At 65.2% G+C, this 25971-nt stretch carries 20 protein-coding genes and 1 pseudogene; 18 read left to right on the top strand and 3 right to left on the bottom strand.

What is annotated here, in order from left to right; translation table 11 throughout:
* The first annotated feature begins 339 nt into the window (after positions 1-339).
* From IC762_RS07855 to IC762_RS07825, 9 genes and pseudogenes are all read left to right on the top strand, one after another.
* Complete coding sequence (locus tag IC762_RS07855) at positions 340-2541, top strand: TonB-dependent receptor (protein ID WP_246801621.1); 2202 nt, start codon at positions 340-342, stop codon at positions 2539-2541.
* Positions 2542-2617: 76 nt separating this feature from the next.
* The gene (locus IC762_RS35565) at positions 2618-2746 is read left to right on the top strand and encodes a hypothetical protein (protein ID WP_283816352.1); all 129 of its coding nucleotides are present in this window, start codon (positions 2618-2620) and stop codon (positions 2744-2746) included.
* 136 nt (positions 2747-2882) lie between these two features.
* On the top strand, positions 2883-3014 hold the full coding sequence (locus tag IC762_RS35560) for a hypothetical protein (protein ID WP_283816367.1): 132 nt from the start codon (positions 2883-2885) through the stop codon (positions 3012-3014).
* A gap of 77 nt (positions 3015-3091) precedes the next feature.
* Positions 3092-3846: pseudogene (locus IC762_RS07850) on the top strand (sulfite exporter TauE/SafE family protein).
* Positions 3847-3980: 134 nt separating this feature from the next.
* Positions 3981-4907, top strand: a complete 927-nt coding sequence (locus tag IC762_RS07845; RefSeq protein ID WP_195788249.1) for a dihydrodipicolinate synthase family protein — start codon at positions 3981-3983, stop codon at positions 4905-4907.
* 370 nt (positions 4908-5277) lie between these two features.
* On the top strand, positions 5278-6528 hold the full coding sequence (locus tag IC762_RS07840) for a branched-chain amino acid ABC transporter substrate-binding protein (RefSeq protein WP_195788248.1): 1251 nt from the start codon (positions 5278-5280) through the stop codon (positions 6526-6528).
* A gap of 37 nt (positions 6529-6565) precedes the next feature.
* Complete coding sequence (locus IC762_RS07835; RefSeq protein WP_195788247.1) at positions 6566-7495, top strand: branched-chain amino acid ABC transporter permease; 930 nt, start codon at positions 6566-6568, stop codon at positions 7493-7495.
* A gap of 11 nt (positions 7496-7506) precedes the next feature.
* Entirely contained in the window at positions 7507-9579 is a 2073-nt protein-coding gene (locus IC762_RS07830; RefSeq protein WP_210338423.1) for a branched-chain amino acid ABC transporter ATP-binding protein/permease, read from the top strand.
* The gene (locus tag IC762_RS07825) at positions 9524-10312 is read left to right on the top strand and encodes an ABC transporter ATP-binding protein (protein ID WP_433995879.1); all 789 of its coding nucleotides are present in this window, start codon (positions 9524-9526) and stop codon (positions 10310-10312) included. Before IC762_RS07830 ends, IC762_RS07825 begins: the two co-directional genes overlap by 56 nt.
* An 11-nt stretch (positions 10313-10323) precedes the next feature.
* On the opposite strand, the gene IC762_RS07820 is transcribed toward IC762_RS07825, so the two are convergent.
* The 3 genes from IC762_RS07820 to IC762_RS07810 form a co-directional block, all read right to left on the bottom strand.
* Positions 10324-11442 carry a LuxR C-terminal-related transcriptional regulator gene (locus tag IC762_RS07820; protein ID WP_195788245.1) on the bottom strand — a complete coding sequence of 373 codons (1119 nt, stop codon included), beginning with the start codon at positions 11440-11442 and terminating at the stop codon, positions 10324-10326.
* 78 nt (positions 11443-11520) lie between these two features.
* Positions 11521-11793 carry a hypothetical protein gene (locus IC762_RS07815; RefSeq protein WP_195788244.1) on the bottom strand — a complete coding sequence of 91 codons (273 nt, stop codon included), beginning with the start codon at positions 11791-11793 and terminating at the stop codon, positions 11521-11523.
* 951 nt (positions 11794-12744) lie between these two features.
* On the bottom strand, positions 12745-13851 hold the full coding sequence (locus IC762_RS07810) for a lactonase family protein (protein ID WP_246801466.1): 1107 nt from the start codon (positions 13849-13851) through the stop codon (positions 12745-12747).
* Positions 13852-14174: 323 nt separating this feature from the next.
* On the opposite strand from IC762_RS07810, the gene IC762_RS07805 reads away from it, so the two are divergent.
* The 9 genes from IC762_RS07805 (at position 14175) to IC762_RS07765 (ending at position 25762) form a co-directional block, all read left to right on the top strand.
* Complete coding sequence (locus IC762_RS07805; protein ID WP_195788243.1) at positions 14175-15422, top strand: ABC transporter substrate-binding protein; 1248 nt, start codon at positions 14175-14177, stop codon at positions 15420-15422.
* Positions 15423-15550: 128 nt separating this feature from the next.
* Positions 15551-16369 carry an AraC family transcriptional regulator gene (locus IC762_RS07800; protein ID WP_195788242.1) on the top strand — a complete coding sequence of 273 codons (819 nt, stop codon included), beginning with the start codon at positions 15551-15553 and terminating at the stop codon, positions 16367-16369.
* A gap of 114 nt (positions 16370-16483) precedes the next feature.
* Positions 16484-17494: a branched-chain amino acid ABC transporter permease gene (locus IC762_RS07795; protein ID WP_195788241.1), complete on the top strand. Its 1011-nt coding sequence runs from the start codon at positions 16484-16486 to the stop codon at positions 17492-17494.
* Positions 17495-18580 carry a branched-chain amino acid ABC transporter permease gene (locus IC762_RS07790; RefSeq protein ID WP_195788240.1) on the top strand — a complete coding sequence of 362 codons (1086 nt, stop codon included), beginning with the start codon at positions 17495-17497 and terminating at the stop codon, positions 18578-18580.
* Positions 18573-19355, top strand: coding sequence for an ABC transporter ATP-binding protein (locus IC762_RS07785; RefSeq protein ID WP_195788239.1), 783 nt, complete (start codon positions 18573-18575; stop codon positions 19353-19355). The genes IC762_RS07790 and IC762_RS07785 overlap by 8 nt, the downstream gene beginning before the upstream one ends.
* A complete protein-coding gene (locus IC762_RS07780) occupies positions 19348-21558 on the top strand; it encodes an ABC transporter permease (protein WP_195788238.1) in 2211 nt (736 codons plus the stop codon). Before IC762_RS07785 ends, IC762_RS07780 begins: the two co-directional genes overlap by 8 nt.
* A 3-nt stretch (positions 21559-21561) precedes the next feature.
* Positions 21562-22395, top strand: a complete 834-nt coding sequence (locus IC762_RS07775) for a phosphoenolpyruvate hydrolase family protein (protein WP_195788237.1) — start codon at positions 21562-21564, stop codon at positions 22393-22395.
* A gap of 25 nt (positions 22396-22420) precedes the next feature.
* Complete coding sequence (locus IC762_RS07770) at positions 22421-25315, top strand: flotillin family protein (protein WP_195788236.1); 2895 nt, start codon at positions 22421-22423, stop codon at positions 25313-25315.
* Positions 25316-25324: 9 nt separating this feature from the next.
* The gene (locus IC762_RS07765) at positions 25325-25762 is read left to right on the top strand and encodes an SRPBCC family protein (protein WP_195788235.1); all 438 of its coding nucleotides are present in this window, start codon (positions 25325-25327) and stop codon (positions 25760-25762) included.
* Positions 25763-25971: the final 209 nt, after the last annotated feature.

Here is a 25971-nt window from a genome sequence, read left to right as displayed (position 1 = left end):
TTTCTGTTCTCTTCTTCACATACCCGCGAAGCTGCAGCCGTGCTGGCCGCTATTGGCGCGGTGACACTGTCCTCGGGCGCGCACGCGCAAAGCACGGACACGCCCGCCGCCACCGCGCTGCCGCCGGTGACCGTGATCGCGCCCTCGCCGCTGGCCGGCACGCGCAGCCGGCCCGTGGCGCGGCCGGTCGCGCGCACGGCGCGAACCACCACCAGAACCCGGCGCGCGCCGGTCGAAACGGCCGCCGCGCCGCCGGCGGCGACCACGGCGATTCCGGGACAGCCGGAGCACGATCCGAACCTGATCGATCGCGACAAGGTGCCGTCCAACACCGAAGTGCTGACGTCGGAGGATTTCAGCCGCAACTACTCGACCAACTTCCTCGACTCGGTCAATCGCAAGCTGCCAGGCGTCTCGCTCAGCGACCAGACCGGCAATCCGTTCCAGCGCGACCTCGACTATCGCGGCTTCACCGCCTCGCCGGTGCAGGGCACGCCGCAGGGCATCGCGGTCTACCAGAACGGCGTCCGCATCAACGAATCCTGGGGCGACGTGGTGAACTGGGACTTCATCCCGGAAAAGGCCATCGACCGGGTCTCGCTGTTCCCCAACAACCCGGTGTACGGCCTCAACGCGGTCGGCGGCGCGCTGAGCATCCAGATGAAGAACGGCTTCACCTATCACGGCATCGAGACCGAATTGTTCGGCGGCTCCTACGGCCGGGTGCAGAGCAGCGTGCAGGTCGGCGCCCAGAAGGACAACGTCTCGGCCTATGCGGCGTTCGAATCCGCCTATGACAGCGGCTGGCGCGACTACGCCAACTCGTCGCATGTCAACCGGATGTATGTCGATGTCGGCGCGCGCAACGACGACACCGAGGCCCACATCAACTTCACCGGCGCCAGCAATATTCTCGGCAACGTCGCGGCGACGCCGATCCAGATGCTCAATTCGCGCTGGTCGAGCGTCTACACCTGGCCGCAATCGACGGCATTGCAGCTCGCCTTCATCAACGCGACCTTGAACCATAATTTCTCCGACACCTGGTCGTTCCAGGGCAACGTCTATTACCGCGGCTTCTGGCAGGCGCATGTCGACGGCAACGGCACCGACGTCGAAGGTTGCAGCAGGGGCGCCAACCTCTGCATCGACGGCGTCAACGACAACGACCCGATCTACGGACCGGTCGGCGGTCCGCCGGTCAAGAACACGCTCGGCACCTTCTTCCTCGGCGAGATCGATCGCAACTGGGTGGCCAGCAACACCGTCGGCGGCACCGGGCAGTTCACCAACACCGATCAGATCTTCGGGCACGACAACCATGTCGTGATGGGCGCCAGCGTCGACCATGGCTTCACCAAGTTCACCGCATCGAGCGAACTCGGCGAGGTCCAGCAGAACCTGTTCGTGACCGGTACCGGCATTTATATCAACCAGCCTGACGCGGGCTTGAGCCCGGTCGACCTCAACGCCAAGAACACCTATACCGGCGTCTACGCCACCGACACGTTCGATGTGACCAACCGCCTGGCGGTCACCGCGGGCGGCCGCTTCAACCTCGCCCAGATCGACCTGCAGGACCAGACCGGCCTCAACCCGCTGCTCAACAGCAGCAACACCTTCCAGCGCTTCAACCCGGTGATCGGCGGCACCTTCAAGATCACGCCCAACGTCACCGCCTATGCCGGCTACTCCGAAGCCAACCGCGCGCCGACGCCGCTCGAGCTCGGCTGCTCCGATCCCAACCATCCCTGCATGATCGACAGCTTCCTGGTGGCCGATCCGCCGCTCAAGCAGGTGGTCTCGCACACCGTCGAGGCCGGCCTGCGCGGCGGCTGGGGGCGCGACGTCAGGACCGGGATGCTGACCTGGGGCCTCGGCGCGTTCCACACGCTGTCCGACGACGACATCATCGAAGTGGCGAGCCCGCTCGGCGTCAACAATTTCGGCTTCTTCCAGAACGCCGGAAAGACCCTGCGGCAAGGCATCGAGGCCAAGATCGACTATCGCTACGATCGCTGGAACGCCTACGCCAACTACACCTATGTCGACGCCACCTATCAGAGCAACATCACGCTGTTCTCGCCGAACAACCCGAATGCGCTGACCGACCCGAACAACGGCGACGTCTCCTATGTCAACGTCAAGCCCGGCGATCACATCCCGGGCATTCCCGCGCACCGCTTCAAGGCCGGTGTCGAGTATCTCGCCACCGACGCCTGGAAGGTCGGCGCCGACCTCAACGTGGTCGGCAGCCAGTGGCTGATCCACGACGACACCAACCAGAGCCCGAAGGTGCCGGCCTATTGGGTCGTCAATCTGCACACCTCCTACCAGCTCACCAAGAACATCGAGCTGTTCGGCCTGATCAACAACGTGTTCAACCAGCAGTATTATTCCGCCGGCGCCTTCTTCCAGACCGGCGGCTTCGCCAGCACCACGCGCGGCGTCACCGCGCTGATGGCGCAATTGACCGATCCCCGCACCTTCGTGCCCGGCATGCCGCTCGCCGCCTATGCCGGCATCAGGGCGAAGTTCTGAGGGGGAGCGTTCGGCTTTCTGCTTCTACCGGCGCGGCGCGGGATGTAGACTTGCGCCGGCAGCCGTGGAGAGCGATGTGGCGCGCTGGGACGATCTGCCCTGGGTCCGCAAAGAGACCACCAGGATCACGGCCGGGACCGTCGCCGCGGTCGTGATGACGGGCATGCTGTTTGTGATCCTATTCGCGTTGGTGATCGCCCGCTAAACGATCAGCCTAGCGTTTCGGCCGATGGTGGTGTCGGGTGTCGTGGCTGTGTCCCGCGTGCTCGCCGTCGAGCGGCATCATCACGACATGACCATGGCGGACGCCGCGCTCTGCGATGACATGGAATGCGCCGGCGATGATCGTCTATAACCTCTGCTATCCCGTGCAGACCGCTCCCGCCGCGGTCTGCCAGACCGGCGTGATGGACACCGCGCTGCATCCGATCGAACCCTTGACCTTCAGAGTCACCGTGGCGGGCGCGTTCTGATCCCGCCACCTCCCGCTCCATTGCACCGAGTGCAATGTTTCGCTTGCACCGCCGGGTCGATCGCAACATCGTGGCGCATGGAGCTGACAGTCACCACGATCCTGATCGCCTTTGCCGGCGTGTTCCTGATCTGCTTCATGAAGGGCGCGTTCGGCGGCGGCTTCTCGATCGTCGGCATTCCGCTGCTGTCGATCGTGATGGACCCGGTGACGGCCGGCGGCCTGCTCGCCCCGCTGTTCATCGCGATGGACCTGTTCGCGCTGCGCTACTGGAAGCCGTCGACCTGGTCTCGACCGGACCTCGTGCTGCTGTGCCGGGACTCGTGATCGGCATCGGCCTCGGCTATCTCCTGTTCCGGGTGCTGGATCATCGCGCCGTCTCGATCGTGATGGCGACGGTCACCCTGATCTTCGTCGGCCTGTGGCTGGTCACCGGCTCGAAAGTCGCGATCCGTCCACGCTCGGCACCGAAGGCGGTCGCGGCCGGCCTCGCCTCCGGCGTCACGACCATGGTCGCGCATTCCGGCGGCCCGCCGCTTGCGATGTATCTGCTGCCGCTCGGCCTCAGCAAGGAGGTCTATGCGGGAACGACCAGCCTGTTCTTCACCGTCGGCAACGCCACCAAGGCGGTGCCGTGGCTGCTGCTGGTGAAGCCCGCGGGCAACGTCTGGACCTTGATGGCGATCTGCCTGCTCGCGATCCCCGCCGGCGTGTGGCTCGGCTGGCGGCTGCACGGCAGCCTCGACCAGCGCCAGATCTATCGCGCCTGCTACGGCCTGTTGGTCGTGACCGCGCTGAAGCTGCTGTGGGACGGGGTGTCAGGCTATCTCTGACGAAGGCCCGATCGTCGTCTCACGCACATGTCAAAACCGCCATGTGCCGGCGAGAAATAGTCACTTGATTGATGTGTGGCCGATTCATAGGCTGCGCTGCTCTCTGTGAGAGCCAAGCGGAGCATGAACCTTCCATGACATCTTCAGCGCGGCCCTATCGCGGCATCTTTCCAGTCGTTCCGACCACATTCACCGAGTCCGGCGAGCTGGACATCGCAAGCTACAAGCGGGCGCTGGAGTTCATGATCGATGCCGGCGTCGATGGCCTCGCCATCCTGGCGAATTTCTCCGAGCAGTTTTCCGTCTCCGACGATGAGCGCCAGGTCCTCACCCGCACTGCGCTGGAGCACGTGGCCGGACGGGTTCCGGTCATCGTGACGACGAGCCACTATGCGACCGGGATTTGCGTCGAGCGTTCCAGGCTCGCCGCTGAGATGGGCGCCGCCATGGTGATGGTGATGCCGCCCTATCACGGCGCGACCTTTCGCGTGCCGGAAGCGCGCATGTTCGAGTTCTTCCAGCGCCTGTCGGATGCGCTGGATATTCCGATCATGATCCAGGATGCGCCGGCCAGCGGCGTCGCGCTCTCGCCGGAGTTTCTGGCGCGCATGGCGCGCGAGATCGCGCACGTCGCCTATTTCAAGATCGAGACGGCGGGCGCTGCGAACAAGCTCCGCGAGTTGATCCGGTTGGGCGGCGACGCCGTCGAAGGTCCCTGGGATGGCGAGGAAGGCATCACCTTGCTGGCCGACCTCGAGGCCGGCGCGACCGGCGCGATGACCGGCGGCGGCTTCCCGGACGGCATCCGCCCCATCCTCGAGGCGTTCCGGCAGGGCAACCGCGACGAGGCGTTTCGCGTCTATCAACGCTGGCTGCCGCTGATCAATCACGAGAACCGGCAGGCCGGCCTCTTGGCGGCGAAAGCGTTGATGAAGGAAGGCGGGATCATTTCCTGCGAGGCGGGACGCCACCCGATGCCGCCGATGCATCCGGCGACGCGGCAGCAATTGATCGAGATCGCCAGACGGCTCGATCCGCTGGTGTTGCGCTGGAACGCGTGAGCTGCGGCCCGGCATCTTGCGATGCAGCGGAACGGCTGACCTCAACGGGTCTGGTTGTTATCGCTGCTGAATTGCGGCCTGCTCTCGAGCGATCACCTCCAGTTCTGCGAAGCGCCTAATAATTCAGCGGCACTGCACAAAACTGTCGAACCAGGCCGTGGAAGCGCCGTCGCTGCCGGCGTCGCAATTTCGCGAATTCGTCAATCGCTCCCTCGCGGCAAGTCCCGAACTCATGCATGCTTGGCCCTGTGGCCTGAATGTTGCTTTCTCAAGCTCGAGGTCAAAATGCGGTGCTTAAGTCAAATAGGCGAGCGAACAGATCGGATGTAGGCTCTGGTTGAGGCGCTCTCACCCTGATGAGGAGACCCCGATGAAACCGTTCCACACCACACGCCGAGCGTTGAATGCAGCAGCCGTTGCGGTCGCCGCGATTGCCGCGATTGGTGGAGGCGCCGCGGCGCTGGCCGAGCAGAAGGTCGTCAAGATCGGCATCACGCTGCCGTTCACGGGAGCCGACGCCGAGGACGCCACCCTGATCAAGAACGGCGCGATGATCGCCTTCGACGAGGCCAACGCGGCGGGCGGCGTCGCCGGCTACAAGATCGAGCCGGTCATCTATGACGACGGCACGGCCACCGCCGGCCAGTATGATCCGGCGCAGGCCGCCACCAACACCAAGAAGCTCGTCTCCGATCCCCTGGTCGTCGCCAATGTCGGGCCGGAAATGAGCGGCAGCGGCAAGGCGATGTCGCCGATCCTCAGCCAGGCGGACATGGCGACGATCACGCCCTCCTCGACCAACCCCGACATCACCGATCCGAAGATGGCCGGCCAATTCCGCCCCAAGGGCAAGGCCGTCTATTTCCGGACCGTGACGACGGACGCCTACCAGGGGCCGAACATGGCCAACTACTACAAGGCCAAGCTGAACGTGAAGACGGTGTTCGTGCTCGACGATTCCGGCGCCTACGGCGTCGGTCTCGCCAATGCGTTCGAAACCCGGGCGAAGGCGATCGGCATCCAGGTGCTCGGGCATGACCAGCTCGATCCCAAGGAAGCCGACTACACGACGGTTCTGACCAAGATCAAGGCACTCAATCCGGACGCGATCTATTACGGCGGCGTCGCCCAGGCCGGCGTCAAGCTCGCCAAGCAGGCTGCGGAGACCATTCCGAAAGTGATCAAGGCAGGCGGCGACGGCGTGGCCGGCGGCAGCTTCCTGAAGGGCGGCGGCTTCCCGGCGGTCGAGGGCTGGTACGGCACCAATGCCGGTCCGCATTTGACCGAAAGCCCGGAGGCGGCCGGTTTCGTCAAGACCTTCCAGGAGAAGTATCACCAGACGCCGGACGATTATTCGATCACCGCCTATGACGCGACCAAGGTCATTCTCGCCGCGGTCGAGGCGGTGGCGAAGAGCGGCAAGGAGATGAACCGCTCCAACGTCCGTGACGCGATCCAGGCCTCACACGTCCAGACCCTGCAGGGCACCGTCGCCTTCGACGAGAACGGCGACATCCTCGACCGCACCGTCAGCGTGTTCCAGTATCGGCATGACGACAAATTCCCTGCGGACGACGTCACGCACCAGCTGAAGTATCTGGAACCCGCGCCGCAATCGTAGGCATTCGGTTCGCGATGCCGCATCGAGGGGGCCGGCCATGAGCAACTGGGATGTCCTGCTCCAGCAGGTGATCAACGGTGTGAGCCTGGGCGCGATGTACTCGCTGCTCGCGCTCGGCTTCACCATGGTCTACGGCATCATCGAGCTGATCAACTTCGCGCATTTCAACGTCTTCATGGTGGGCTCGTTCATCGCCATGTGGACGCTGGAGGCGATGGGCTTCGCCGGGCAGTCGCACGTCCTTTACGGGCTGCCGCTGGCCGGCATCCTGATCGCCGCGTTCGCCGTGACGATGCTCGGATCCGGCGTGCTCGGCGTCGTGATCGAGCGGTTCGCATTGCGACCCTTGCGCGGCGTATCGGGCACCGCGCCGATGATCACCACGATCGGCGTGTCCTACATCCTCTACAACATCGTTCTGCTCGGGGCCGGCGCCGATACCAAGAACTATTCCAACCCGATGCCGAAGACCGCGTGGGAGTTCGGCGGCGTCACGCTGCGGCTGCGCGAGGTGCTGCTCTGGACCATATCGCTGCTGCTCATGATCGCGCTGAACTATTTCGTCCGGCGGACCAAGATGGGCAAGGCGATGCGGGCGATGGCACAGGATCAGGAGGCGGCGCGCATGGTCGGCATCGATGTCGACCGCGTCGTGATCATCACCTTCTTCCTGGGCTCGGCACTGGCCGGCGCGGCCGGGCTGATCTTCGGCCTGTACTACAATTATACGAGCTATCTGATCGGCTACACCTCCGGCCTGCGCGCGTTCACCGCGGCGGTGCTCGGCGGCATCGGCAACATCCCGGGGGCGATGCTGGGCGGTGTCGTGATCGGACTGATCGAATCGCTGGGCGGCCAGTACATCGCGGTGCGCTGGACCGACGTCATCATCTTTTCGCTGCTGGTGATCGTGCTGGTGCTGCGCCCCTCGGGGCTGCTCGGCCGCGCCGCGCCGAACAAATCGTAAGGGGTGACGGCGTGTCGGATTCACCTCTCGAACGCGCCCAGCAAATCGCAGCCCCTGCAATCGCACGCCCGCAAGGCGGGATCGCGGCGCTCCGCGCGCGCGTCGCCAGCGAGCAGTTCCGTCCCTATCTGCTCGTCATCATCCTGATGGCGGCGCTCGCCTTCCCCTATCTCGACGGCAATGAGGGCGACATCGACGCCGCCGCCAATGCGCTCTCCTATGCCATGCTGGCGCTCGGGCTGAACATCGTGGTCGGCTTCGCCGGCCTGCTCGATCTCGGCTATGCGGCGTTCTTCGCCATCGGCGCCTACACCTACGGCGCGCTGTCGTCCTACCAGATCCAGCCGCCATGGAGCGGCTTCTGGGAGCCGTTCCAGTGGCTTGGGCTGGTGCAGCATCTGAACGCCGGGGGCGGCGCCGGCACCGTGCATTTCGACGTGTCGTTCTGGCTGATGCTGCCGATCGCGGGCCTGGTTGCCGCCTTCTTCGGTGTCGTGTTCGGCGCACCGACGCTTCGCCTCAAGGGCGACTACCTCGCTATCGTGACGCTCGGCTTCGGCGAGATCGTGCCGATCGTGGCGCGCAACACGCCCACCGTCACCAACGGCGCGCAGGGCCTCAGCGGCGTCAGCACGCCGAAATTGTTCGGCTACGATTTCGGCGTGATGTCGACGCCCTACTACTATCTCGGGCTCGCCCTCATCGTGCTCCTGATCTTCATCAGCACGAGGCTGAAGAATTCGCGCGTCGGCCGGGCCTGGCTTGCGATCCGCGAGGACGAAATCGCCGCCGAGGCGATGGGGGTCAACCGCACCAGGCTCAAGCTGCTCGCCTTTGCCATCGGTGCGGGATTTGCCGGCGTGACCGGCACCTTCTACGTCGCCAAGCTGCAGACCGCCACGCCGGAGATGTTCATGTTCCCGGTCTCGGTCATGATCCTCGTCATGATCGTGCTCGGCGGCATCGGCAGCGTCGCCGGCGTGGTGGTCGGCGCACTGCTCCTGCAGCTGCTGCAATCCTGGTTCCTGCAGGACCTGACGCAATGGATCCACGCGCTCGGCAAGCTGACCGGCATCGGCTTCCTGCAGAAGCTCGATCTGGTGCAGTCGATCGAGCTGATCTTCGGCATCATCCTCGTGGTGATGATGCTCTATCGCCGCCAGGGATTGATTCCCGAACGTGCCCCGGTGACGGCGCTGTCCTACGACCAGCAGAACGCGATGCCGTCGCGCAACGAGGTGGAGGCCGGACTAGCGCCGCTGCACCGGCGGACGATCGACCCGGGCAGACCGCTGCTCGAGATCAAGGGCCTGAAGAAGTCGTTCGGCGGCATCAAGGCCGTGAACGGCGTCGATCTCGACGTGATGCCCGGCGCGATCGTCGCCATCATCGGACCGAACGGCTCCGGCAAGACGACGTTCTTCAATCTCATCACCGGCCTGATCGCACCCGACGGCGGTCACGTGCGGCTTGCAAGCGAGGACGTCACCGGACTGAAGCCGCACCGGATCGTCGAAAAGGGCATTGCGCGCACCTTCCAGAACCTGCGCCTGTTCCCGCACATGACGCTGATGGAGAATGCGCTGGTCGGAGCCCATTCGCGCACCGCGACGGGGGCCATCGGCGCGGTGCTGCGCCTGCCCCGCGTCAAGCGCGAGGAAGCCGCCGCACGCGCCCGCGCGCTCGACATCCTCGGCATCTTCGGCAACCGGCTGATGCCGCGCCTGCAGCATCTCGCCTTCTCGCTGTCCTACGCCAACCGGCGGCGGCTGGAGATCGCGCGTGCGCTGGTGTCGGAGCCCGTGCTGCTGCTGCTCGACGAGCCGACCGCCGGCATGAACCCGACCGAGACGCTGGAATTGACCGACCAGATCCGGCAATTGCGCGAACGCGGCGTCTCGATCCTCCTGATCGAGCACAAGCTCGATGTGGTCAATGAGATCGCCGACAAGGTGATCGTGCTCGACCATGGCGAGAAGATCGCCGAGGGCACCCCGAAACAGGTTCATTCAAACAAGGAAGTGCTGCGTGCCTATCTCGGACGAACAACCGACGCCGTCGCAGCGGCCGCCGCCGCTTCTTGAGTTCAAGGATGTCAACACCTATTACGGCGAGTTGCACGTCCTGAAGGACGTCGACTATCGCGTCGGCGAAGGCGAGATCGTCTGCCTGCTCGGCGGCAACGCCTGCGGCAAGTCCACCACCATGAAGACGATCCTCGGCATTGTTACGCCGAAGAGCGGCACGATCAGCTACGCGGGGTCGCGGATCAACGATCTGCCGACGGCGCAGCGGGTGAAGCGCGGTATCGCGCCGGTGCCGGAGGCGCGCCGGCTGTTTCCGCGCATGACCGTGCTCGAGAACCTGGAAATGGGCGCCTTCACCCGCGACGACGTCGCCGAGATCGAGGCCGACAAGGAACGCGTCTTCGACCTGTTCCCGCGCATCAAGGAGCGCCTCAAGCAGCAGGCCGGCACGCTGTCGGGCGGCGAGCAGCAGATGGTCGCGATCGGCCGCGCGCTGATGGCGCGTCCGAAGCTGTTGTGCATGGACGAGCCGTCGATGGGGCTGTCGCCTGCCTTCGTCGAGCAGGTGTTCGACATCATCCAGGTCATCAACCGCCAGGGCACCAGCATCTTCATGGTCGAGCAGAACGCCAACATGGCGCTGTCGATCGCCAATTATGGCTACGTTCTGCAGACCGGCCAGGTGGTGCTGCACGGCTCGGCCCGGAGCCTGCGCGACAACGAGATGGTGCAGCAGGCCTATCTCGGCGAAATGAAGACGCGGCCGGCGGCAGCGGACGCCGCCGGATGAGGGCCGGCGTGTCACAGCCGCGTTGGCAGCGAGAGTTCTGACATCAATTTCACGAGGTCGGCCTGCCTGCCGCAATTTGTCTTGGCGAAAATCCGTGCCAGGTGCGACTTCAACGTATTGATGCTGATCCCAAGCTCATCCTTGAGGGTTATCGCGCTTTGTCCGTCGGCAATCCGCGACATGATTCTGGCCTCGGAAGGCGTCAGATCGAACAGGGTCATGAGAACGGCGTCTTCGGGCAGCGCACGGCTCTCGCGGGTTGAGAGAAAGATCGCGACGAGCGGCTGATTGCCGACGCGTCGGGTCCCGACTCCGAGTAAGGGAAGAATGTAGGCATAGGTCGCCTCGAGTTGTGCCAGCAGCGGCACGCCTACACCGCGCCGCCCGAGCGCAAGGTCGCTCGACGCCGCCCGCTGCAAGGCCTCCGAGAAATTCGCCCTGACTGCAGCCGAACGTGGTTCGACACGGCCGCGTCGCACAAGCAATGGCCCGTCGGCACCCAGGATCCTTTCAGCGGCGGGATTGGCGAAGATCAGACGCCCGGTCGCATCGCTGATCAGAATGGGCGTCGCGATCCCGGAAAGAGCCGCAAGAGTGATCTCGGCGCCCCAGCGCGTCCGCTCCAGCGTTTCCCCGATCATGAAGGCGCGCCGCAGATGAGGGGAAAGCCGTTGCACGAGCATCATTTCGTCGGCCGTGACCGGGTCACGCCGTTGCGACGTCACGAAACCGATCGTAATCAGTTCTTCTGCCGTGTCCGCGATCAGCGTGGTGCTGCCGTCGCGCAGACCGTTTGGCGCGACCCATTCGCGATGGAAGCTTGATTGCTGAAATTCCTGCTCCGGCATCAGTTGTAGCGTGGAGACCGGCGTATCGAGCATGCCGAACAGGATCTTGTCCCGCATGGGAATCCGCACCAGTTGTCGGTCCGCAAGATCGCTGATCGCCGTGGCATCCCATGTCGTGTGATGGACATGGGTCACCCGGATCGTCGGCTTGTGGATTGCGACAATCGAAACGAATTCGGCGCCGAGGCGCGTCCTCAGCCGTTCGAGGAAGATGGGCCAAAGCAGCGGGTCGACTGCGGCGTCGTAAACCTCGGTGACCAACGCTTCAAATTGATCAGTCACGGCACTGCACCACACCATCTTTCCTGAAGCGCTCGCCACGGATCGACCGCCGCCGCGCTGGCGTCAGATCGCGACGACTCACGTTTTGGTCATCGACCAGCCGGCGACCATGCTGGGCAGCGATCCGTATGGCGAAAGTCCGTGCGGTCGAACGCCGGATCGGTCCGGCAACGGATTCTTCGATTCGGAGCTGGTCACGACAATCGGCTTGTCGGCGGCTGAAGTGACCAAGGCGACGACAATCATGGCGATGACGAGGATCGACGAACAAGCCGAAGGAAGGGCGATCGCCCAATGGCGCGCCGGCGATCTATCCTTCGCACCGAGGTCAAGATCCAATAAACGTCTCATGTTGGATACTCCGGAGCAGCGGTTCATGTCGAATTGCGAGGGCGACCATGAGCAATTCGAGTGGCGTTCAATGGCGCCAGAGTCGTCGCAAGCGAACGTTAGACGGTGGCTTGTCGAAGGGTTATGATCCCATTCACACGGCGTGTTCGCTTGTGAGCAAACCTATGGCGACGCCGAGAATACTTCGTCAGCGCGTCTCTGCGTCACCTGATTGGGTGACGCCGGTGTCATTGGAACTCGCTAGGTTGGCCGATCGCAAGCAGGCGCTGGGCTCTCCGCTTCCACGAAGTCGTGAGGCGGCGCCGCTATCACTGAGTTGCCCGACGGCGCAAGCCCTTCGGATAAATATAATTCTCTTTATCCGAACACCGGTTCGATGTATGGTGTCCCCGTCTCACCCGATCGAGGGGCGCTGCGCATCGTCACAGACGCGGTGTGAGATGCGGTGGACGGTTCGCGTGCCAGTGACGACAGCATGCGAGGCGGACGGCGAAATCGTGCAGGCCTGACGTCCTAGTGGCAGATGTCCCCTGGCAGAAGGCGAAGCCTTCTTGCTGGGCGCGGTGACACAAAAGCCCAGTCTCGCCGGGGCGAGCACGTATAAGCCGTAACCCATCGCGCAGGGAAAGCCGGGTTGTTCCCGGTTACACCTGTGGTCCTACTCCCGTGCTTTTTGTTGCACGGGACCCATGGGTGCAATCGGCACCCGGCTTTCCCTGCGCCCTCTGCGAAATGAGAGGGCGGAACGAACAGCAAGACTCGGACAATTCATGTCGCGAGAACGCGAAGCTGTATCCCCACCTACAACTGTCATCGCCCGATTTAATCGGGCGACCCAGTACGCCGCGGCCTCTCGGCTCAAGCACTCCTGCCTCTGGAATACTGGATCACCCGTCTTCGCGGGTGACGACATCGAACAAGTTGCGCCGGGACGACAAAAAAACAGGCCCATCACGGCAGGCTGACAAACTCCACCCAGTTCGGCTTTTTCCCGACCGGATAGGATTTCAGCCTGGTCAGCGCGCCGCTGGCCGGATCGATGCGATAGACCGTTATTCCGTCGGACAGTTCGCCGACCGCGGCGAGATAGCGCCCGGACGGATCGATGTTGAAGCCGCGCGGCTGTCGCTCGGTCGGCACGCTTCCGATCGTCGTCAGCTTCCCGGTCGCGGCATCGACCTTGAAGGCGGCGATCGTGTCGGAGCCGCGCTCGGACGCATAGAGGAACCGCCCATCGGGCGTGAGATGGATGTCGGCGGCCCACGGCTTGCCGCTGAAGCCGGACGGCAGCGCCGTGGTGCGCTGGATCTCCTGCCATGTGCCGGCACCTCCGTCATAGCTGAAGGCGGCGACGTCGCCGTTCAGCTCATGGACCAGATAGACGAACCTGCCGTTCGGATGAAACACGAAGTGCCGCGGCCCAGACTTCTCCAGGACCTTGATGGCCGGCGGATCGTTCGCGGTGAGCGCGCCGCGCGCAGCGTCGAAGCGGAAGCTCAGCACCTGATCGGAGCCGAGATTGGTGGCGAACACGAAGCGATTGGCGGGATCGGGCAGGATGGCATGGGCGTTCAGTCCGGTCGGGATTACCTGGCTCGGCGCGCCGACCACGCCGCCCGTCTGGATCGGATTGACCGCGACCTTGTTACCGCCATAGGACGCGCTGAACAGCACCTTGCCGGTGCGGTCCATCGCGATGTTCGCCATGCTGTCGGCGAGCGGTCCGTTGCCGATATGCTTGAGCATGCCGCTGTTCGGGTCGATCGCAAAGCTCACCGCCTGATAAGGTTGCGAGCGCACGCCGGCGATCAGGATGCGGTGGTCCGGACTGATCGCGAGCGGCGTCGACGCGCCGGGCTTCTCGACGCCGGTGAAAGCGGCGGTCTGCACCGGAACCATCTCGCCGGTCTCGGGCGCGAGACGGAAGACATTGATGTCGTTGCTGTCGGCGTTGGCGACATAGACATACGTATCGGCCATTCCCGCTCCACCTCCGGCCAGGATCGCCACTAGCGCAAGCGGCAATGCGACGGCGAACGCGCGTATCGATCCGATCATGGGGCCTCCTTCAGTTTTTCTTGCGGCTTGTCTTGTTCAGCCGATGATAGCGAGGCAACCGCAGTCGCGCCAAAAGCGAATGGCTATCGATCGATGCAGAGAAAGCATTGCTGGCGTCCTGCGAATGCCGACGATGTCAGCGGCATAGCGTCGCTGATCCCGCTGCGGCGCAACAATCAAAATGAGACTACCCGTCAAGCCGGTGACGGGCGACGACATCCGCGATCCGCTCGCCATCGGCTAGCCTTGCGCGCAATAGCCGAACGCCCGCGCCCAAACGCAGGCCGGCGACAACGCCAAGAAAAACGCCAGGGAGGAGAGCGATGTTGAAACGCAGTGTGGGACTGATCGCGTTGAGCCTGTTGCTATCGGGCACGGCGTCGGCGCAGGAGAAGATCAAGGTCGGCGTCACCGCCACGCTCGAAGGCACCTACACCGTGCTCGGCGAGGACGGCATGCGCGGCTTCCAGACCGCGCTCAACGTGCTCGGCAAGAAGATCGGCGACAAGGAACTCGAATTCGTGGTCGCCTCGACCGACGCGACGCCGGACTCCGCGGTGCGTGCGGTGCGCAAGCTGATCGAGCAGGACAAGGTGCAGATCCTGCTCTCACCGCTGTCCGGCGACGAGGGCATCGCGGTGAAGAATTTCGCCAAGACGCATCCGGAGCTGACTTTCGTCAACGCCGCCTCCGGCGCGCAGGAGACGACCTATGTCGATCCGGCGCCGAACTTCTTCCGCTACAACATGGATGGCGCGCAGTGGCAGGTGGGCCTCGGTAAATACGCCTATGAGACCAAGGGCTATCGCAAGATCGCAACCGTCGGCGAGGATTATTCCTTCATCTACACCCAGGTGTTCGGCCTGGTGCTGGAATTCTGCGGCGCCGGCGGCCAGGTGACGAGCCGGCAATGGGTGCCGCTCGGCACCAAGGATTTTGCCTCGGTGATCGCAGCACTGCCCGACGATGTCGACGCGATCTATCTCGGCCTCGGCGGCGCCGACGCCGTCAACTTCCTCAACCAGTACCAGCAGGCCGGCGGCAAGGCGCATCTGATGGGGGGCTCGATCATGATCGACCAGACCATCCTGTCGTCGAAAGGCAGCGCCAAGAACGCGCTGGTCGGCACGCTCGCGGCGAGCGGCCAGGCCGACACCTGGGACGACCCGGCCTGGCAGAAATTCGTCAAGGCCTATCAGGACGCCTTCCCGCCGGAGAAGCGTTTCCCGAGCCCGTCGCTGCTCGCCACCAACTACTATGACTCGACGATGGCGCTGATCCTGGCGCTGCGCCAGGTCAATGGCGATCTCTCCAACAACCAGGCCAAGCTGAAGGACGCGCTGGCCAAGATCGAGATCGACGCGCCGAACGGCAAGATCAAGCTCGACTCCAACCGCCAGGCGATCGGCACCAATTTCGTCACCGAAGTGGTCGATGACGGCAAGGGCGCGCTGTTCTCCAAGGTCGTCAAGGTGATCCCGAACGTCAACCAGACGCTGGGCTACGATCCGGCGGTATTCGCCAAGATCGGGCTGCCGAGCCGCACGGTTCCGGAGTGCAAGAAGTACTGACGTATTTGTTGCAGTGCGGGCAGCCGGCCGTGACAAGGTTGCGTCAGGTGCCTTGCTCGCCCTTGCTTTCCGCGGGCGGATGTTGAACGCTTGTCGAAAAGACAAGAACATCCCGCGGGAGGGGAGGCATGAGCAGGGCGCTTGCCGTCTTCCACGGCCGGTTCGGCCGCGCGACGGTCTATCAGTTGAACCGTCCCTTCAACGTGCATGCGCACCGCGAAGGGCACCTGATCTTTCATGTCGGCGGTACGCCGGCGCAGATCGACGTCTCCGAGCAGCGCTGGCTGCTCAAGGATGATACCGTGGTCGCGGTCAACCCATGGGAGCCGCACAATTTTCTGCCGGCCGACATCGACCACGGCGCGATCTTCTTCGTGCTCTATGTCAACGCCGAATGGTTCGCGCCCGCCGGCGCCAATACGCAAGCCATGCGGTTCGGCCGCACCTTCTTTCCCCGCACCGCGGCGCTCGACAAATTGATCCGCCGCACCGCAGCGCTGGTGTGCGGCGCGCCATCGCTGCGCAGCCTCGATTGCGAGCTGCGGCAACTGATCGATTCCTGCTACGAGGAGAGCTGGCAGGCGGCAGCCGAGGCGCGGGCGACGGCTGCGGTCACCGATTTCCGGGTCCGCAAGTCGATCAAGCTGATGTCGGAAAGCCCCGGCGCCGAGATCGAGCTCGACGCGATCGCGCGCGAAGCCGGCCTGTCGCGGCCGCATTTCTACCGGCTGTTCCGCACCCAGACCGGCGTCACACCACACCTCTACATGAACACGTTGATCATGGAGCAGGCGCTGGATGCACTGGTCGCGACGGAATCGCCGATCGCCGATATCGGCTTCGACCTCGGCTTCTCCTCGCAGAGCGGATTCACCCGCTTCTTCGCCGCCAATGTCGGCATGGCCCCGACCGACTATCGCCGCGCCGCCAAGGTGTTGCGGCCGTAAGCGGGTTCCGGAACGATAAAAGATACTCTCGATCAAATCAGGCCCGCTCGCCCTCGATAGGATGGGAGATACGCGACCCGGCAGACGGTCGCGGCTCGAGGGAACGCGACGGAGATGGCCTCCTTCATCGAACGCCATCCGGCCTGGGCGCTGATCGCAATCATCGCGATCGCGGTGCTGCTGTGGCTCGTGTTCGCGATCTGGCCGCCGGGGCTGGAAGCCGCGATCGGCCGCAAGCGCGTGTTCCTCAACGCGGTGCTCAACGGCATCACGCTCGGCGGGCTGTATTTCCTGGTGGCGAGCGGCTTCACGCTGATCTTCGGCCTGATGCGCAACGTCAACCTCGCGCACGGCTCGCTCTATCTGTTCGGCGGCTATATCGGCTACGCCATCAGCACCTGGACCGGGTCGTGGATCCTGAGCTTCATCGTCGCCTTCATCGCGGTGGCGGCGCTCGGCGTGATCCTGCAGCTTGCCGTGTTCCGCCGCATGGAGGGCCAGGACCTCAGGCAAACCATGGTGACGATCGGTCTGTCGATCGTGTTCGCCGACCTGATGCTGTGGGTGTTCGGCGGCGACTTCTACCAGATCCAGACCCCTAGCTGGCTGATCGGCCCGGTACAGCTGCCGCTGCTCACGGCGGTGAAATCCTCCGGCGAGCCGGTCTATCTGCAATATCCGCTGGTGCGGCTGGTGATCTTCGCCGCCTCCGTCGTGATCGGCGTCGCGATGTGGCTCGCGCTCAACCGCACCCGGATCGGCATGATCGTGCGCGCCGGCGTCGACGACCGCGACATCCTGGCGGCGACAGGCGTGCGGATCCAGCTCGTCTTCGTGCTGGTGTTCGCGCTCGGCGCTGGATTGGCCGGCATCGCCGGCGTCGTCGGCGGCACCTTCCAGTCGCTGTCGCCAGGCGAGGACACCCGCTTCCTGCTCGCCTCGCTGGTGGTCGTGATCGTCGGCGGCATGGGCTCGATCCCGGGGGCGGCACTCGGCGCCGTCATCATCGGCCTCGCCGAACAGCTCGGCTCGGTCTACATCCCGACCTACGCCATCGTCGTCACCTTCCTGATCATGGTGCTGGTGCTGGCAGTGCGGCCGCAGGGCCTGCTCGCGAGGCGATGAATGTCGCTGTTGCAGAGCACCCAGCTTCGCCCCGACGCCACCGCATCAACGGCGCGCCGCGCCTTCATCCGCGCCTGGCCGGAGTTCCAGAACCCGGCGGCATGGCTGGTGGCGCTGATCCTCGTGATCATGCCTGTCATCGCCAACGGCTTCTTCCTGATCGAGATCTTCGCCACCACGCTGATCCTCGGCATCATCGCGCTCAGCCTGATGTTCCTCGCCGGCTATGGCGGCATGGTCAGCCTGATGCAGCTCACCATCGCCGGTTTTGCCGGCTACATGGTCGCGGTGTTCGGCGTCAGCGGCAACGCGAATATCAGCCTGGGCTGGCCATGGTGGCTGGCGACCCCGATGGCGCTGGCGCTGGCGACGCTGTTCGGCACGCTCGGCGGCGCGCTCGCGGTGCGCACCGAGGGCATCTACACCATCATGATCACGCTGGCGATCGGCGCGGCGTTCTACTATTTCACCAACCAGAACTGGGCGATCTTCAACGGCCATACCGGCATGAACACGATCGCGACGCCGCATTTCTGGGGTGTCGACTGGCGCGCAGATATCGCCTTCTACTACGTGACGCTCAGCGTCGCCGCGATCTGCTACTTCGCGGTCCAGTACATCTCGCGCGCCCCGTTCGGCCTCGCGCTGCAAGGCGTGCGCGACAATTCGCGCCGCATGGCCGCGCTCGGCTTCAATCCCAATGCGCACCGCATCGCAGCCTATGCCTTCGCCGCCTTCATCGCCGCGCTCGGAGGGGTGCTGCAGGTCTGGAACTACCGGCAAATCTCGCCGGGCTCGGTCAGCGTCAACGCCTGCATCGACGTCCTGATCATCGCCGTGGTCGGCGGCATCACGCGGCCGATCGGCCCGTTCATCGGTGCCTTGATCTTCGTCCTGCTGCGGACATTTGCGATCGACCTGCTGGTCAAGGTGGGGCTCGACGGCAATCGCTTCCGGCTGCTGATCGGGCTCGGCTTCCTCGCCATCGTGTTCTGGTCGTCCGACGGCGTGATCGGCCTGTGGGAACGCTGGCGCCGCCGCAACACCTCCTCTGCAACGCGCTCACGCGGAGGCCGCCATGGATAGCGTCGCACAGCGACTGTCCGCGGTCGGCGCCGGTGCGGCCTTGGAGCTGCGCGGCGTGACGCGGCTGTTCGGCGCGCTGGCGGCGCTGACCGACGTCACTATCACCGTCCGTCCCGGCGAGCGGCGCGCGGTGCTCGGCTCCAACGGCGCCGGCAAGACCACGCTGTTCAACTGCATCACCGGCGACTTCCCGCCCTCATCCGGCACCATCCGCTTCTTCGGCGAGGACATCACCCAGTTCCCGCCTTACGAACGGATCCGCCGCGGCCTGCGCCGCACCTACCAGATCTCGGCGTTGTTCCCCGGCCTCACGGTACAGGACAACGTCTACCTCGCCTGCCGTGGCGTCTCGCGCGGCCGCTTCTCGTTCCTCCGCCCCGGCCAGAACGACGCGCTGATGCACGCGACCGAGACGCTGGTTCAAGCCGTGCATCTCACCGCCGTGAAGGACCAACGCGTTGCCGAGCTCGCCCACGGCCAGCAACGCCAGCTGGAGATTGCGCTGGCGCTCGCCGGCGCGCCACGCTTCATCCTGTTCGACGAGCCGGCGGCAGGATTGTCGCCGACCGAGCGCCGCGAGTTGATCGAGATCCTGACCTCGCTGCCGGCGCATATCGGCTACATCATCATCGAGCATGACATGGACGTCGCGCTGCGCGTGGTCGAGAGCGTGACGATGATGCACAACGGCCGCATCTTCAAGGAAGGCCCTCCGCGCGAGATCGAGACCGATCCCGAGGTGCAGGAGCTCTATCTCGGAGGCGGCCATGAATGACCGCCGCACAGCTCCCGCGCTCGAGGTGAAGGGCCTCGATGTCTATTACGGGCATTCGCACGCGCTGCAGGGCGTCGACCTCACGCTCTCTTCCGGCGTGTTCTCGGTGGTCGGCCGCAACGGCATGGGCAAGACCACCCTGTGCAAGGCGATCATGGGCCTGGTTCGTGTCAGCGCCGGCTCGATCCGGATCCGAGGCGAAGAGGTAACGCGGCAACCTCCGGCGCGGATCGCCCGGCTCGGCGTCGGCTATGTGCCGCAAGGCCGGCGGCTGTGGCGCTCGCTCACCGTCGACGAGCATCTCGCACTTGCCGGCGGCCTGCGGCGCGGCGCCTGGACGGCCGAACGCATCTACGACACCTTCCCGCGGCTCGCCGAGCGCAAGGGTCACGGCGGCAGCCAGCTTTCCGGCGGCGAGCAGCAAATGCTCGCGATCGCGCGCGCGCTGCTGACCAACCCGCAGCTCTTGATCATGGACGAGCCGACCGAGGGGCTGGCGCCCGTCATCGTGGCGCAGGTCGAGGAGATGCTGCTGCGGCTCGGCGACGAAGGCGACATCTCGGTCCTGGTCATCGAGCAGAATATCGGCGTGGCGACGGCTGTGTCGCAGAACGTCGCGATCATGGTCAATGGCCGTATCAACCGCATCATCGACTCCGCGCGCCTTGCCGCCGACCGCGAGTTGCAGCAGCGGCTGCTCGGCGTCGGCACGCATGGCAGCGACGAGACCGACGTCGAGGTCCGACCGGCGAAGACTGACGCCGCCGGCGGCCCGCAACCCGAACGCAAGGGCCCGGTCCGCATCTACGTCTCCAATCCCGTGCTCCCGACGCGCTGGTCGCGACCGGTGCCGATCGCCCGGATCGAGGCGGCGGCACGGACGCAATCCGCGGGTGTCACGCGGTTGGACGGGACAAATCGCCGAACGAGCGAGCCTGTGGCATCGAGGACGTCGGGGCCACCCGTCGTGCTGGTCGTTGGCACGCTCGACACCAAGGGCGCCGAGCTGCGCTTCATCCGCGACATCATTGCGGGCAGCGGACTGCGCACGCGCCTGGTCGATGTCTCGACCAGCGGCAAGGCGGCGAGCTGCGATGTCACGGCGCAGGAGATCGCGCTGAATCATGGCCGTGGCGGCTCGGGCGTGTTCGGCAGCGATCGCGGCGCCTCGGTCACCGCGATGGCGGAGGCATTCGAACGATGGCTGCGCCGTCAGGGCAATATCGCGGGAATCATCTCGGCCGGCGGGTCGGGCGGTGCGTCGCTGGTCGCGCCGGCGATGCGCGCGCTGCCGGTCGGCGTGCCGAAGCTCATCATTTCCTCGGTCGCCTCCGGGGATGTCGGTCCCTATGTCGGCCCGGCCGACATCACCATGATGTATTCCGTGACCGACGTGCAGGGCCTCAACGCGATCTCGCGCACGGTGCTCGGCAACGGCGCCAACGCGCTGGTCGGCATGGTCAAGGCGCGGCTCGATGAACAGTCGAGCAAGCCGCGTAACGCAGGCTCCGGCCTGCCCGCGATCGGCATCACAATGTTCGGTGTGACGACGCCGGCCGTCCAGAAGATGGCAGCCGACTTGCGCGAGGACTTCGAATGCCTGGTGTTCCACGCCACTGGCGTCGGCGGCCGCTCGATGGAGAAGCTGGTCGAGTCCGGCCAGATCGCCGGCGTGATCGATCTCACCACGACCGAAGTCTGCGACCTCCTGATGGGCGGCGTATTCCCGGCGACCGACGACCGCTTCGGTGCCATCATCCGCAGCCGCGTGCCCTATGTCGGTTCGGTCGGCGCGCTCGACATGGTCAACTTCGGTGCGCCGGACACCATCCCCGAACGCTACCGGCAGCGTAAATTCCACGTCCACAATCCGCAGGTCACCCTGATGCGGACGACGCCGGACGAAAACGAGCGGATCGGCCGCTGGATCGGCGACAGGCTGAACCAGATGGACGGCATCGTGCGCTTCTTCCTCCCCGAAGGCGGCGTCTCCGCGCTCGATGCGCCTGGCCAGCCGTTCTGGGACCCCGATGCCGACGCGGCGCTGTTCGGCGCGCTGGAGCGCACCGTGCGCCAAACCAGCAACCGACAGATCATCCGCATCAAGCGCAACATCAACGATCCCGAGTTCACCGCCGCCATCGTCAGCGCGTTCCGTCCTTTGCTCGGACGCGCCGGTGGTCGGCGGAGAGTGGCGAGGTGACCCATGGCCAGGTTTGAACGCGCGGCGCTGCTGAAGAGATTTCGCGACATGGTCGCGCGCGGCGAGCCGATCGTCGGCGGCGGCGCCGGCACCGGCCTCTCCGCAAAATGCGAAGAGGCCGGCGGCGTCGACCTGATCGTGATCTACAATTCCGGCCGCTACCGCATGGCCGGCCGCGGCTCCCTTGCCGGCCTGATGCCCTATGGCGACGCCAACGCCATCGTGGTCGAGATGGCCGGCGAAGTGCTGCCGGTCGTAAGCAAGACGCCGGTACTTGCCGGGGTCAACGGCACCGATCCGTTCCGCGACATGGATCTGTTCCTGGACCAGATCAAGGCGCTCGGCTTCGCCGGCGTGCAGAATTTCCCGACCGTCGGCCTGATCGACGGCACCTTCCGCGCCAACTTGGAGGAAACGGGGATGTCCTATGCACTCGAGATCGACATGATCGCCAAGGCCCATGACAAGGACATGCTGACCACGCCCTACGTGTTCAGCGAGCAGGAAGCCGCCGCGATGGCGATCGCCGGCGCCGACATCATCGTCTGCCACATGGGCCTGACCACCGGCGGCACGATCGGCGCGCAGACCGCGCTGAAGCTCGCCGACTGCCCTGCCCGGATCGAGGCCTGGGCCGAGGCCGCGCTCGCGGTCAATTCCGACATCATCGTGCTCGCGCATGGCGGTCCGATCGCCGACCCCGCCGATGCCGATTTCATCATGAAGCAGACCCGCAACTGCCACGGCTTCTACGGCGCCTCCTCGATGGAGCGCCTGCCGGTGGAGCGGGCACTGACGGATCAGGTTCGTAAATTCAAGGCGATCGGCGCGCGCTAACGCGCTGTGACCAAGGGAGGAAGATATGTCGGGGATGCTGGCAGGTGAATTGATCCTCTGGCTCATCGTCGCAATCGTCGCGATCATCATCATCGTCTATGTCGTGAACTGGCTGTACCACCGCTCATCGAAGGAGGTCTCCTTCGTCCGCACCGGCTTCCTCGGCGAACGCGTGGTGATCAACGGCGGCGCCTTCGTGCTACCGTTCATCCACGACACCACGCCGGTCAACATGAACGTGCTGCCGATGGGGATCGTGCGCTCCCGGCAGGACGCCGTGATCACCCGCGACCGCATGCGCGTGGACATCGAGGCCGATTTTTACGTCCGCGTCCAGCCGACTCGCGAAGCGGTGTCGATCGCCGCCGCCACGCTCGGCCGCCGCACCATGGAGCCCGAGCAGCTGCACACCTTGCTCTCCGGCAAGTTCATCTCCGCGATCCGCTCGGTCGCCTCCGAAATGACCATGGAGCAGATGCATGAGCAGCGCGGCGACTATGTCGCGCGCGTCAAGGCCAACGCCGCGGAAGCGCTGGCGCAGAACGGTCTCGAGCTGGAATCGGTCGCGATCACCGACCTCGATCAGACCGACCTCGAATATTTCAATCCTTCGAACCGTTTCGACGCCGAAGGCTTGACCCGCCTGATGGAGGACATCGAGGCCAGGCGCAAGCTGCGCAACGACATCGAACAGGACTCGATGATCAAGATCCGCACCCGCAACCTCGAGGCCGAGCGGCAGGCGCTGGACATCGAGCGCGAGAGCGAGACCGCGCGCCTGGAGCAGGAACGCGACATCGAGATGCGCCGCGCCCTGCAACGCACCGAGGTCGCCCGCGAACGCGCGCTGCGCGAGACCGAGGCCGAACAGGCCCAGATCACCGCGCGCGAAACCATCGAGAAGGCCCGCATCGCCAATGAGCAAGCCATCACCGAGGCGCGGATAGCCTCCGAACGCGAGACCCGGCACCGGGAGATCGAGCGGACCCGCGCGGTGGAAGAAAAGGAGCTGCTGGCGCGCGAGGAGATCGAGAAGGCCAGGATCGCCAACCAGCGCGCGGTCGACACCACGCGCATTGCTTCGGAGCGCGAGGTTCGCCAGCGCGAGATCGAGCGGATGCGCACGGTCGAGGAAGCCGAGATCGCCGCCCGCGAATCGATCGAGAAGGCGCGCATCCAGCAGGATCGCGTCGTCACCGACGCCCGCATCGCCAACGAGGAAGAGACCCGCCGGCGCGAGATCGAGCGCACCCGCGCCGTCGAGGAGGCCGAGATCGCTGCCCGCGAGGCGACCGAGAAGGCACGCATCGCTCAGACCATGACAGTCAATGTCGAGCGGATTTCCTCCGACGAACGCACCCGCGCGCTGGAAATCCATCAGGTCCGCACCATCCAGGAGGCCGAGATCGAGGCGCAGAAGGCGGTCGAAACAGCGCGCATCACCCGAGAGAAGACGCTCGCCGCCGAGCGCATCAGCGCCGATCACACCACGCGCAAGCTCGAAATCGAACGCAACCAGGCCGTCGAGATCGCGGGGATTACGGCGCGCGACGCCACCGAAGCGTCGCGGATCGCGCAGGAGGAACACGTCCGGGCGCTCGAGATCGCGCGCACCCGCACGATCGAGGAAGCCGATATCGCCGCGCGCGAAGCGATCGAGGCGGCGCGCATTGCACAGGAGAAATCCGTCGCCGCGCAGCGCATTCGCGCCGAGCAGGAGACCCGCGGGCTCGAGATCAAGCGCACCGAGGCGATCGAGGCCGCCGAGCTGAAGCGCCGCGACGCGATCGAGCGGCAGCGCATCGATGTCGAGTTGACGCTGGAGAGCGAGCGGATCGCCTCCTCCCGGACCCGCGAGGTGCTGAACATCGACCAGAAGAAGGCGATCGAGCTCGCCGACGAGGAACGCGTGATCGCGCTCGCCGCCAAGCGCTCGGAACGGATCGACGCCGATCGGCAGGTCAAGCAGGCCGAGATCGTGGCCCGCAAGGAAGTCGAGACCACCGACGTCTCGCGTGAGCAGGCATTGGAGGCGGCTCGGATCGCGCGGCGCCGTTCCATCGAGCAGCTCGAAGTCTCGCGCAACCAGTCGCTGCAGGAGGCCGAGATCGCCGCGCGCGAGGAGGTCGAGCGCGCGCGTATTGCTTCGGACCGCGGCCTCGACGAGGCCAGGGTCGGCCGTGAACGCGAGCTGCGCAAGCTCGAGGTCAACCGCGAGAGGGACGTCGAGACCACGCTGATGGAGAAGGCTATTGCGATCCATCAGAAATCGCTGGAAGAGTCCGCAGCGCGCGCCGCGGCCGAGGAAGCGCGGATGCATGCCACTGAAGCGGCCGAGCGCGTCGTGACCGCCCGGGAGAGCGAGATCGCAAAACGGCGCAAGACCGTCGAGGTGCTGCTCGCCGAGAAGCAGGCCGAGGAGACCAGGATCGCGGCCGGGGCCGAGCGTGTCCGCGCCACGGTCGAGGCTGAGGCGCAACGCCTGCTCAACGAAGCCGAGAACGTGCTGACCGACCAGGCGCGCTACTCGCTGTTCCGCCGCAAGCTGCTCGACCGCATCGAGGGCATCGTGCGCGAGAGCGTCAAGCCGATGGAGAAGATCGAGGGCATCCGCATCCTCCAGGTCGATGGGCTCAACGGCAACGGCCATGGCAATGGCAGCGGCCGCAGCGCCACCGACGAGGTGATCGACTCCGCGCTGCGCTATCGCGTGCAGGCGCCGCTGATCGATTCGATCCTCTCCGACATCGGCGTCGAGGGCGGCAGCCTCGCCAAAATGCCCGGCCTGATCCGCGAGGCCCGCGACATGCAGGGCATCAAGGACTCCGCGCGCAAGAGCGGCGGCGAAGCCAAGCCGGCCGCGCCCGAAGGCGGCGGCGAGCCAGCGCGCCCCGAGCGTACGCCGCGCAAGAAGGACTGAGCTGACGCCATGGCACGAGTCTACGTCTCCACTGTCGTCAACGCCCGCAACGACCGCGTCTGGGCCCGGGTGCGCGACTTCAACGGCCTGCCGAACTGGCATCCCGCGATCGCCGAAAGCCGCATCGAGGGCGGCGAGCCCTCGGACAAGATCGGCTGCGTCAGGGATTTCCGGCTGCGCAATGGCGACCGGATCAGGGAGAAGCTGCTCGGGCTCTCCGACTACGACATGTTCTGCACCTACTCGATCCTGGAATCGCCGATGGGCGTCGAGAACTACGTCGCGACCTTGCGGCTGACTCCGGTCACCGACGGCGACCAGACCTTCATGGAATGGACGGCGGAGTTCGATTGCGCCCAGGAGCGGGAGGCGGAGCTGGTCAACAATATCGGCGGCGGCGTGTTCCAGGGCGGCTTCGACGCCCTGAAGCGGGCATTTGGAGGCTGACGGATGCATCGATCACTCACAGCCACGCAGACGGTCCACCTCTCCCCTTGTGGGAGAGGTCGGATCGCATCGCCAGATGCGATCCGGGTGAGGGGTTGCGGTCTATCGAGAGACCTGAGCCCCCTCACCCGCGCCTCCGGCGCGACCTCTCCCCGTTGGGGAGAGGTGATGCGCGCGCCAATATCGGTGCAAACGTCAGATGTTGGATT

Origin of the sequence: Bradyrhizobium genosp. L (assembly GCF_015624485.1) — a bacterium.
Taxonomy (GTDB): domain Bacteria; phylum Pseudomonadota; class Alphaproteobacteria; order Rhizobiales; family Xanthobacteraceae; genus Bradyrhizobium.
This window is presented reverse-complemented; position numbering and strand designations above follow the sequence as displayed.

What these genes read in the sequence shown, in the direction of transcription:
- IC762_RS07845 (WP_195788249.1), top strand. Translation starts at nt 3,981, where the DNA reads ATGACATCTTCAGCGCGGCCCTATCGCGGCATCTTTCCAGTCGTTCCG.
- IC762_RS07780 (WP_195788238.1), top strand. Translation starts at nt 19,348, where the DNA reads ATGAATGACCGCCGCACAGCTCCCGCGCTCGAGGTGAAGGGCCTCGAT.
- IC762_RS07800 (WP_195788242.1), top strand. Translation starts at nt 15,551, where the DNA reads ATGAGCAGGGCGCTTGCCGTCTTCCACGGCCGGTTCGGCCGCGCGACG.
- IC762_RS07785 (WP_195788239.1), top strand. Translation starts at nt 18,573, where the DNA reads ATGGATAGCGTCGCACAGCGACTGTCCGCGGTCGGCGCCGGTGCGGCC.
- IC762_RS07835 (WP_195788247.1), top strand. Translation starts at nt 6,566, where the DNA reads ATGAGCAACTGGGATGTCCTGCTCCAGCAGGTGATCAACGGTGTGAGC.
- IC762_RS35560 (WP_283816367.1), top strand. Translation starts at nt 2,883, where the DNA reads ATGATCGTCTATAACCTCTGCTATCCCGTGCAGACCGCTCCCGCCGCG.
- IC762_RS07810 (WP_246801466.1), bottom strand. Translation starts at nt 13,851, where the DNA reads ATGATCGGATCGATACGCGCGTTCGCCGTCGCATTGCCGCTTGCGCTA.
- IC762_RS07765 (WP_195788235.1), top strand. Translation starts at nt 25,325, where the DNA reads ATGGCACGAGTCTACGTCTCCACTGTCGTCAACGCCCGCAACGACCGC.
- IC762_RS07770 (WP_195788236.1), top strand. Translation starts at nt 22,421, where the DNA reads ATGTCGGGGATGCTGGCAGGTGAATTGATCCTCTGGCTCATCGTCGCA.
- IC762_RS07840 (WP_195788248.1), top strand. Translation starts at nt 5,278, where the DNA reads ATGAAACCGTTCCACACCACACGCCGAGCGTTGAATGCAGCAGCCGTT.
- IC762_RS07775 (WP_195788237.1), top strand. Translation starts at nt 21,562, where the DNA reads ATGGCCAGGTTTGAACGCGCGGCGCTGCTGAAGAGATTTCGCGACATG.
- IC762_RS07815 (WP_195788244.1), bottom strand. Translation starts at nt 11,793, where the DNA reads ATGAGACGTTTATTGGATCTTGACCTCGGTGCGAAGGATAGATCGCCG.
- IC762_RS07805 (WP_195788243.1), top strand. Translation starts at nt 14,175, where the DNA reads ATGTTGAAACGCAGTGTGGGACTGATCGCGTTGAGCCTGTTGCTATCG.
- IC762_RS07795 (WP_195788241.1), top strand. Translation starts at nt 16,484, where the DNA reads ATGGCCTCCTTCATCGAACGCCATCCGGCCTGGGCGCTGATCGCAATC.
- IC762_RS07790 (WP_195788240.1), top strand. Translation starts at nt 17,495, where the DNA reads ATGTCGCTGTTGCAGAGCACCCAGCTTCGCCCCGACGCCACCGCATCA.